Source organism: Spartinivicinus poritis (genome assembly GCF_028858535.1).
Lineage (GTDB): Bacteria > Pseudomonadota > Gammaproteobacteria > Pseudomonadales > Zooshikellaceae > Spartinivicinus > Spartinivicinus poritis.
This window is the reverse complement of the sequence record NZ_JAPMOU010000007.1, coordinates 176,458-186,486: the sequence shown is the minus strand read 5'-3', so window position 1 is coordinate 186,486 and position 10,029 is coordinate 176,458. Positions and strand designations below refer to the sequence as shown.

The 10,029-nt window shown below is 42.4% G+C and carries 9 protein-coding genes; 6 read left to right on the top strand and 3 right to left on the bottom strand.

Annotated features, from left to right (window positions below):
* The first annotated feature begins 267 nt into the window (after positions 1-267).
* On the top strand, positions 268-1,020 hold the full coding sequence (locus tag ORQ98_RS08245) for an NHL repeat-containing protein (protein WP_274688321.1): 753 nt from the start codon (positions 268-270) through the stop codon (positions 1,018-1,020).
* Positions 1,021-1,179: 159 nt separating this feature from the next.
* On the opposite strand, the gene nhaD is transcribed toward ORQ98_RS08245, so the two are convergent.
* Positions 1,180-2,430 (bottom strand): sodium:proton antiporter NhaD, encoded by a 1,251-nt coding sequence (nhaD, locus tag ORQ98_RS08240; RefSeq protein WP_274688320.1) that lies wholly within the window; start codon positions 2,428-2,430, stop codon positions 1,180-1,182.
* A gap of 204 nt (positions 2,431-2,634) precedes the next feature.
* Here nhaD and ORQ98_RS08235 point away from each other — a divergent pair, with 204 nt between their 5' ends.
* On the top strand, positions 2,635-3,048 hold the full coding sequence (locus tag ORQ98_RS08235; protein WP_274688319.1) for a universal stress protein: 414 nt from the start codon (positions 2,635-2,637) through the stop codon (positions 3,046-3,048).
* Between the two features lie 103 nt (positions 3,049-3,151).
* Here ORQ98_RS08235 and ORQ98_RS08230 read toward each other — a convergent pair whose 3' ends face one another.
* Both ORQ98_RS08230 and ORQ98_RS08225 read right to left on the bottom strand, forming a co-directional pair.
* On the bottom strand, positions 3,152-4,423 hold the full coding sequence (locus ORQ98_RS08230) for an inorganic phosphate transporter (RefSeq protein WP_274688318.1): 1,272 nt from the start codon (positions 4,421-4,423) through the stop codon (positions 3,152-3,154).
* Positions 4,424-4,447: 24 nt separating this feature from the next.
* On the bottom strand, positions 4,448-5,128 hold the full coding sequence (locus tag ORQ98_RS08225) for a TIGR00153 family protein (protein WP_274688317.1): 681 nt from the start codon (positions 5,126-5,128) through the stop codon (positions 4,448-4,450).
* A gap of 422 nt (positions 5,129-5,550) precedes the next feature.
* Between ORQ98_RS08225 and ORQ98_RS08220 the strand changes: the two genes are divergently transcribed.
* From ORQ98_RS08220 to ORQ98_RS08205, 4 genes are all read left to right on the top strand, one after another.
* On the top strand, positions 5,551-6,183 hold the full coding sequence (locus tag ORQ98_RS08220; protein ID WP_274688316.1) for a CYTH domain-containing protein: 633 nt from the start codon (positions 5,551-5,553) through the stop codon (positions 6,181-6,183).
* 270 nt (positions 6,184-6,453) lie between these two features.
* Positions 6,454-8,244 (top strand): type IV pilus assembly ATPase TfpB, encoded by a 1,791-nt coding sequence (gene tfpB, locus ORQ98_RS08215; RefSeq protein WP_274688315.1) that lies wholly within the window; start codon positions 6,454-6,456, stop codon positions 8,242-8,244.
* Between the two features lie 96 nt (positions 8,245-8,340).
* The gene (locus ORQ98_RS08210; protein WP_274688314.1) at positions 8,341-9,252 is read left to right on the top strand and encodes an SPFH domain-containing protein; all 912 of its coding nucleotides are present in this window, start codon (positions 8,341-8,343) and stop codon (positions 9,250-9,252) included.
* Between the two features lie 2 nt (positions 9,253-9,254).
* The gene (locus ORQ98_RS08205) at positions 9,255-9,707 is read left to right on the top strand and encodes an NfeD family protein (RefSeq protein ID WP_274688313.1); all 453 of its coding nucleotides are present in this window, start codon (positions 9,255-9,257) and stop codon (positions 9,705-9,707) included.
* Positions 9,708-10,029: the final 322 nt, after the last annotated feature.

The window sequence follows — 10,029 nt, the reverse complement described above, 5'->3', positions numbered from 1 at the left end:
TCTGTTGAGGTTTATTAACATTGGACATTGAGCGTAAAACCGTTTCTACTATGCTTTCCAAAGATAGATTCCTGTGATAATTCGATTTCGACAACCGCATTCTCACAGTTTCTATTTTTGGTTCAATCCTACCACTTTAAGACCAAAAACTGTCTACAGTATTGGTTAACTAAAAGGTTGTGATTAGAGCTCATCATAGAGGCTATAAAGTAACTGGTATAAAGTGACTGTATAAAACAGTTAAAAAGATTGATAAGGATATCAAACATGAATAATAACAATGTCTATGCATCTTATAATGGCTCACAAAGAGGCTTTACCATTCGTGATTTTCAGTTAAATCAACTGTCTTTTGTTGGTACAGATTTTAACTTCAGTGGTATTGCTGCAGGCCCTAACAATGATGTGTATTTAACTTCAAATAATCATATATTTCACTATGATAACAGCGGCAAGTTAATTAAGGATATGACCTTTCCTGATGGTGGCATCAATTATACCAGTGTTATTGTTAAAGGCGACAGAGTGTATGCTGCTTATGAAGGTTCTCAATTAGGTGTTACTGTTCGTGATTTAAATCTGAATCAGTTGTCTTATTTTAATACTGGGATAAAAGCCAATGGTATTGCTGCAGGTCCAAATGACGATGTATATGTAGCTGCTGGTAACCATATTTATCATTACAAGACAGATGGTACATTGATAAAAGATATGGAGTTTCCCATCAGCTCTATTAATTACACTGATGTTACCGTTATCGGTGATCGAGTTTATGCATCATATAATGGTTCTCAGGAAGGGTTTACCATACGTGATTTAGCACTTAATCAGTTATCTTATAAGAACACTGGCTTTAATATCAGTGGTATTGCTGCAGGGCCAAATAATGATTTGTACTTGTCTTCAGCTAATCATATTTATAATTACAACACTAACGGTACGCTTATTAAGGATATGACATTCCCTGATAGTAGGATTAATTACACAAGTGTATCAGTTATTTTCACAACACTGACATAAAACAGCCTATTGCTCATTGTTGGGTAAATGTTCTTTGGGGAAAAGGGGGCGTGAGTCAGCCTTTTCCCTATATATATGAGGTTATTACTTCATATTTTCCCAGCAGTATTTCGCTACAACCTCGTATATACCCAAAATGAAATAAATAGACTGATTAGCTTATATTACATAGTTTGCAAGCAGATATACTCCTGCATAGCCAACAGAGTATGCTCCCAACAAAGCCAGTCCATAACGAGCGTATTTGCCAAAAGTAAGGCCTGGTATTTTGGACATTGCTACTATACCTGCAGCAGAGCCGATAATGAGCAGTGAGCCTCCTACACCGACAGCGTAAGTTAATCCTAACCATTCTGCTTTAGTCATTGTAATACCAGACTTGAGTAGTGCAGCAGTAAGGGGAACGTTATCAATACAGGCAGATAGCAGCCCCATCAAATAGTTTGCTACCACTGGTGATACCAACGAGTACATCGATAGCAGTGATTCCAATACGTTTATCTCTTTCAGTGCCCCTACAAGTAATAAAATACCTAAGAAAAACAACAGAGCTTCGAACTCAATGGAGCGGATATATTCAAGAATAGGGTCATTTTCAATGTCATCATTGAAAAAGCGGGCAACCAGAAACATGATTGATAACCCAAACAGAAAAGTGAGTACGGGTGGTATCTGATAGGCAACATTCAGAATAATCGTCCCTACAATTGTCGAAAGAAATACACAGGCGATGATGATATCCACGCTGCGTACTTCAGTACGACGCTGTTGTACGGTAACTTCTCCTGACAGTCCCAGGCTTAATATTGTTGCCATAAACATAACGGCAACAAAGGAGGGCATGCTCAGCATTAATAAGTCTAATATTTCTACTTTACCTTGTAGGAATATCATCAGAGTGGTTACGTCACCAGTAATCAAGGCAACACCGCCGGAATTAACAGCAAAAACCAATAAGGCAGCAAACCGCAGGGTTTTTGCAGTATCCATGCGTAAGGAAAGAATCAGGGTGACGGAGACTAGCGTTGCAGTGATATTGTCGGCCAGGGAAGAAAAAATAAAACAAAACAGGCCCGTTAAAAATAACAGCTTTCGCTCAGAAACCTGCTTAGGGAGAAATAAGTAGATTAAGTTTTCAATCATTCCTTTTTTGTTGAGATAAGCAACAAAGGTCATCGCTGCGAGTAAGAAAAGCCAAAGGCTGGCTATTTCGGCAATATTGCTTTCCAGGCCATGAATAATAGCTTCCTGATTTTCAGGTCCCCCATGACTTGAAACAAACAGAAGAATCCAGGCTAGGGCGCCAAGAAAAAGGGTAATTTTGGCTTTATTGATATGTATTACTTCTTCCAGGACAACCCCTAGAAGGGCAAGCAGTGCTAAACCTATTACTGCATAGTGCAACCACATAACTACAGTTTCCTTTTTCTTATGTACGGGACATGGGGTATAAAAAGTAGATAGTTTAAACTAGCTTAGCCCTCGCTGTAATAATAGTTTTGTAGGGAGTAAGCCAGATAAAAGAATTGCCTACAGTTTATCTAGCTTGCCGCACCCAGTCAGGGTATCTACCTTTTAAGTAGCATTCCCAGAATCAAGGTGGAGGAGACAGTAATGTATACCAAAATTATGGTTCCCATTGACCTGACTCACCTGGACAAAATGGGTAAGGCATTACAGGCTGCTGCAGATCTTGCGAAGCTATATGGTGCTGAGGTCCACTATGTATCTGTCACGGGCTCATTGCCTAGCGAACTGGCACGTAACTCTGACGCTTTTGCTAAAAAACTGGATGAGTTTGTTGCTATGCAGAACAGCAGGTCTGGTGTGAAGGGACAGGCACATCCAATTACTGCTTCAGACCCAGTTGTAGATCTTGATAGGCTGTTGAGTGATGCAGGGGAGGCAATTGAAGCTGACCTAATTATTATGGCATCCCATGTCCCAGGTTTTTGGGAAAACCTTTTTCATGCACATGGTAACTATGTGGCTTCCCATGCCCATATGTCAGTATTTTTAGTCAGGTAATTAATTAGGATTTAGTAAGAGTCAGACGCAGAGCAAGCATGCAGCTTTCACTGCATGCACACTCGGCTTTGTTTTTATTTTATCTGTTATTGCGGATAGCAACTTAAGTAAAAAGACTTTCGAAAATATAGAAGAATAAAATTGCTAAGCCAGCACCGGCAGGTAAAGTGACTATCCAAGAAATAAAGATATTACCAATAACCCGTAAGTTAAGGGCGCCAATACCTCTAGCAAAGCCAACCCCTAATACCGCACCAACTAATGTGTGAGTGGTAGAGATAGGCAGGCCAGTACCGGATGCTAATACAACAGTGGTTGCAGCAGCTAACTCTGCAGCAAAACCACGACTTGGTGTCAGCTCAGTTATGTGTTTACCAATGGTTTGCATGACTCGGTAACCATAGGTAGCTAAACCAACCACAATACCTAAGCCACCCAGTAATAAAATCCACCAGGGCATACTGGTTTTGGATACAATTTCTCCACCAGACTTTACCACACCGACAACTGCTGCCAGCGGTCCTACGGCGTTAGCAACATCATTAGAACCATGGGCAAATGCCATGGCACAAGCAGTGAAAATCATCAGTACCCCAAATACCTTTTCCACACTGCTAAAGTGAAATTTTTCATCTGCTTTAGGGTCTTCTTTCACTTTGTTTAGTAGCGCTTTGCCAAGCAGCATAATTGCGATACCAACAAGCAGAGCAATGATTGCACTTTGGCCATAGTTGAGATCCAAACCAATATGTTTCAAACCCTTAACCAATGTGACCATGGCAATCATGAAGCCCACTAAAAACATGTAAATGGGCACATATTTTTTTGCATTTTGGAAGGGGTTGTCGGTGTTGAGAATAAGCCGCTGGACACTCATAAATATGCCAAAGGCGATGGTACCTGAGAGTAAGGGTGAGACTACCCAGCTGGCGGCAATGGTGCCAACTTTCCCCCAATTCACTACTTCAACAGAAATACCTACTGCGGCAAAGCCAACGATTGCACCAACAATCGAGTGAGTAGTAGAGACAGGCCAGCCAAACATGGTGGCGACCAATAGCCAAGTACCCGCTGCAAGCAAGGCTGCTAACATGCCGTATACGAGCAAATCAGGGTTAGCTAGTAGTTCTGGGGTGGATGGGTCGATAATGCCTTTACGAATTGTTGAGGTCACTGAGCCACCAGCCAGATAAGCACCAGCAAACTCAAAAATCATAGCAATTAAAATTGCTTGCTTTACTGTCAGTGCCTTAGAGCCAACTGATGTTCCCATCGCGTTAGCCACATCGTTGGCACCAACCCCCCAAGCCATGAAAAAGCCAAAAACGCAGGCCATACCCATAAATAGCAGGCCGTATTCAGCAATGATTTCCATTGTTTCTTTCCGGTGTTTTAGTGTTTAACGGGCAAGTAATAGTTGTAAGTGGCTACCTACTCTAGAGGCTCTGTCGGCAAGGTCCCCGATCCAGTCGATGATTTTATAAAGAAACATCACATCTACTGGAGGTAATTGTTTTTCTAATTGGAATAGTTTTGCTCTGATGGCAACTTGAATTTTGTCCGTATCACTTTCAATGGCATCCAGGTCTTCAATCATTTTTTCAACGATATCAACTTCTCTGCCGGAAAAGCCTGTTTCGACCAGCTCGTCTAATTCGCTCATGGCTTTCAGTGCTTGAGCCGAAGTGTCTACAGAGCGGGCTATATAATCTTTAAACTCTGGTTGCAGTTCAGCAGGAATAGACATTTGACGGCCTAGCATCAGCCCAGCAATGTCTTTTGCTCGGTTAGCAACTTTATCTTGTACTGTAATGATGTCTAATAAATCAGTACGAGGTACAGGCAGAAATAAACTTTTAGGCAATGATAAGCGGATTTCTTTTTTCAAAACGTCCGCTTCACCTTCCAGGTTGGCAATGTCTGCTTGAATTTTGGCAGCTTCTTCCCAGTTATCACTCATAGCCGCATTAATAAAAGGCACCAACTGTGTAGCACACTCGTGTACTTTAGCGATGTGCTGCTGAATTGGCCCTATCGGCGACCGCCCAAACATACTTGATAATAGGTTTTTTGCTGGCATTTTTACCGATTCCAGGATAAATGTCGGCGCAAGTATACGGAGACTAATCTGACATGACCACCCCTAAATGTCATCAAAACGAAGTAAATTTTACTGACTAGATAGCCGCAAATTGGCACCAAGTTTCAGCAGATATACTCATTCTTAAGCCATTAGTCATTTTTGTAAGAAGTGTTGAATGTTTCTATTAGCTATAAGAGGTTAATTAATATTCAGTATGGAGGTTTAGGTAACTCGGTCTGATAATTTGGTGGGTGATGGTTGAGACACATCAGGTCAATCAGACTTTGTTTGTGATAACTATCAAATATTGAGATTATTTATTAAAAGTTATACCTATTATCAGTCGAACTGATGGTGCTAAGCGATTTACCATTCAATAAAACCTGCTAAAAACTCGAAGAAGGAATAGAGCGAGCAAGATGGGAACTGAAACTGAAATCAAGCTGGCATTACAAGATACATCGCCAGAGCAAATCAAACAGGCTGCTTTTTTCAAGCAATATCAGTCTACACTAGTTGGTACTAAGCCTTTGATTAATATCTATTTTGATACATCAGCTGGAGACTTACACCAACATAAAATGGCATTAAGAATTCGTCAGTTAGCTGATGGCCAGCTTATTCAAACCCTGAAAACCCGTGGCAACAGTGTAGCAGGGTTATCCTCGCGGCAAGAGTGGGAATGGCCAATTCAAGAGAAAAAGCTGGATATAACATTGCTTAATGAGGTTTGGCCGCAGTCGCTTGCAGCTGATGTTAAAGAGCAGTTAGTGCCTGTGTTTGAAACCAACTTTGAGCGTACCACCTGGTTAGTGGAATGGCATCATGACAAAACGGTAGCAACTGTGGAGCTGGCATTAGACCAGGGCTTTGTCATCGCAGGTAGCAAAAGGGAGCCTATTAATGAGTTGGAGCTAGAACTGAAAACAGGTGATAAAACAGCTTTAATCAACCTGGCAGGGTTGCTGCAAAAACAGTTTTCATTACAACCGTATGATTTAAGTAAGGCAGAACGAGGTTACCAGTTGCTAGAGGCAGCAGCTGACCTTTAGTAAAAGTTTTTAACAGCAGTCGTTTTTAACGAAAATTTAAACTTGTTTTGTTTTCTGGACAGGATGAGTAATTCGGGCCATTTATTAAGGGTCTGTTGATGTTTGATCGAAGATGCGTGAGGCAAGTTGGAAAGCTTGCGGTAGCAACGTTAGTTTGTTGTAAGGTGCTACCTGAGGCTATTATTTTTGCTATGCAAGATGGAATGCGCGTTGAGTAGTGAGCTTCAGATAAATGTCAACAAGCCCTAATTTAAGTTTAGTATTCTTAATATGTTTAATGTGCAAGCAGCTACCAAACAACAGCCAGATCACTATATAGATTTACGTGGTGTACTCCGTGACCTGGTTCGAGATCATCGTTTATGTGATGAAGTCGCAGAAGAGCTACTATCGCGAAGGCGTTCGCCAGAACAGGCCAAGCTTCACCCCTTAGAGTATATTGCGAGCCAGAACTTGCGAGATGAAGCAAGAGAAGGTAAAGCACTAGATCTTGAGTGTTTAACCGAATGGCTGGCTATTAAGTCAGACCAGCGTCATTTTCATATTGATCCGCTGAAAATTGATGTGCCTTCTGTTACTAAACAAATGTCTCATGCGTTTGCCGAGCGACATCAGATCCTGGCTGTTGAGGTAGATGATGAAACGGTGACTATTGCCAGTGCTCAGCCTTTTGTACATGCCTGGGAAGAAAACCTGCGCCATGTGCTGCGGAAAGAAATTAAACGAGTTATTGCAAATCCTTCGGATATACGACGCTATACAGTAGAGTTTTACAAAATTGCCCAGTCGGTTTCTGGAGCTAGTGGCGATGCTTATGGAGGCTTCTTAACCAACTTCGAGCAAATGCTTGAGTTGGGCAATATGCAAGCTCCTGATGCGAATGACCAGCACATAGTGAATATTGTTGACTGGTTATTGCAGTATGCATTTGAGCAAAGAGCCAGTGATATTCATATTGAACCACGCCGGGAAAAAGGCCACTTACGTCTTAGAATCGATGGTGTACTTCACTATGTGTATGAGTTGCCAGCCCAGGTTATGGCGGCTGTAACCAGTCGGCTAAAAATTCTAGGCCGAATGGATGTGGCAGAAAAAAGACGCCCTCAAGATGGCCGTTTAAAAACCGTAAGTCCTGAAGGCAATGAAGTTGAATTGCGACTATCTACATTACCCACCGCTTTTGGTGAAAAGATGGTCATGCGGATTTTTGACCCTGATGTGTTGCTAAAAAGTTTTGGCGAGCTGGGGTTAATGAAAGAAGACAACCGTCGTTGGCATGATATGATCAGCCAACCAAATGGCATTGTTTTGGTCACAGGGCCAACAGGGTCAGGTAAAACGACAACGTTATACTCATCACTTAAAGAGCTGGCTACTGCGGAAGTGAATGTATGCACCATTGAAGACCCTATAGAAATGGTGGAGTCCAGCTTCAACCAGATGCAAGTGCAGCATAATATTGATTTAACCTTTGCCAGTGGTGTTCGGGCGTTGCTACGGCAAGATCCGGATATCATTATGATTGGTGAGATTCGAGACTTAGAAACGGCCGAAATGGCAATGCAAGCAGCACTGACTGGGCACTTGGTTTTATCCACCTTGCATACTAATGATGCACCTTCAGCAATCACTCGACTGCTTGAGCTAGGGGTGCCAGCCTATATGATTAAAGCCACGGTAATTGGCGTAATGGCTCAGCGTTTGGTGAGAACTTTATGTCCAAATTGCAAAAAAGAAGGACAAGTGGATGAGTCTGAATGGCAGGCATTAACTCGGCCCTGGTCTGCACCAATGCCTAAGTCGGCCTGTCAACCCGCTGGCTGTTTGGACTGTCGTGAAACGGGGTTTCGAGGTCGATTAGGTGTGTATGAAATTATGCCTCTATCTGAAAACCTTAAGCATGTAATTGAAGACAGTTGTGATGTGCAAGACATCAGGCGCCAAGCTTATAAAGATGGAATGCGTAGTTTACGAGTAAGTGGTGCCCAAAAAGTTGCCAGTGGTTTAACCACTATTAGTGAAGTTATTCGGGTAACACCCGCAGTAGAACGGATGAAATAGCGGGCTTTACCTTTATAGCAAACGTTGCCTTTGTGGATAGTATTGCATTCAACACTGCTTTTAATAGAAAACTCTTAATGTAGTCAGGGGAGTAGTATGGAATCATTATATGTAATTGGTACCGTTATTTTTTTCCTGTTAGTACTGGTTTTTATGGGGGTGAAGTCAGTACCCCAGGGTTATCAGTGGACGGTGGAGCGGTTCGGTCGATTTACCCGGTCACTGACGCCAGGGTTAAACATCATTATTCCATTGATTGACCGCGTTGGCCACAAAATGAATATGATGGAGACCGTGCTAGATATTGCTCCTCAAGAAGTGATTAGCTCTGATAATGCGATGGTCACTATCGATGCAGTTTGCTTCTATCAAGTGGTTAATGCTGCTCAGGCATCTTATGAAGTGAATAATTTAGAGCGTGCGATCGCTAATTTGGTGGTGACCAATATCAGAACGGTTTTAGGGTCAATGGAACTGGATGGTATTCTGTCTCAGCGGGATCAAATTAATGAGCGGTTATTGAGAATCGTTGATGAAGCTACCAACCCTTGGGGGGTGAAAGTCACTCGGGTTGAAATTAAAGACATTACGCCGCCGGCAGACTTGGTTGAGGCAATGGCTAACCAAATGAAAGCGGAGCGGGAGAAACGGGCTGCAATTCTTGAAGCAGAAGGCTTACGGCAGGCGGAAATTTTAAAAGCAGAAGGTGAAAAGCAGGGTGAAATTCTTAAAGCTGAGGGTGAGCGTCAGGCAGCATTTTTAGAGGCTGAAGCAAGAGAAAGAGCGGCTGAAGCAGAAGCAAAAGCTACTCAAATGGTATCTGTTGCAATAGCTGAGGGAGACATTAATGCAGTCAACTACTTTGTGGCACAAAAATATGTTGAGGCATTAGGCCAGCTGACTGCGTCAGATAACAGTAAGATTATTATGATGCCTTTAGAAGCAAGTAGTGTCGTGGGCTCTGTTGCAGGCATTACTGAAATTGTTAAGTCTGTTGATAGGAAATAGCTTTGTTAGAGTTAGTTGAAGCCCTTAATTTCTGGTTTTGGTTTGGCTTAGGTTTCTTATTGTTAGCAGCTGAAGTATTTGGTACTGGTGGCTACTTTCTGTGGATTGGCATAGCGGCCATTGTTGTAGGTATTATCAAGTGGCTGGTACCAGAGTTTAGCTGGCAGTGGCAGCTGTTGGTTTTTGCCATTCTATCAGTAGTGACTGCTTTGGGCTGGTGGCGATTTCTGAAAGTCAATCCACAAAGTACTGAGCAGCCACTACTTAATCAACGTGGCCAGCAGCATGTGGGACGAGTCACAATATTAGTTGATGATATCAGTAGTGGCCGTGGACGAGTTCGACTGGATGACAGTTACTGGCAAGTGTCAGGGGAGGATATGCCAGCAGGTACCCAGGTAAAAGTAGTGGGTATAGATAACCTGGTTTTAAAGGTTGAGAGAATTAGCACATAATTTGACCTGCTGCTTTGACACAGTGATGCGATAATAGCAGTAAGGAGCTTATCAATGGGTGCTGCCAACCAAGGATATTTATACTAAGGTGAAAGCAGGCGCTGTTTGATAGCCTCATAACAAGGGCCCTATAGGATATATCTGCAAAGGCCCAACTAAATAAGATGCAGTTTAGAAATGGCCGCTGGGGGGCCTGTTAACTTTTCATGTGCATGACTTATAAGGGTTGTCATGGGAAAAGGTATTGATGGAACAGCCTGAGCCGAAACTGCATAACACACACCCAATGGGATGGAAAATACAGGTGAGGTAGTGATGAGAC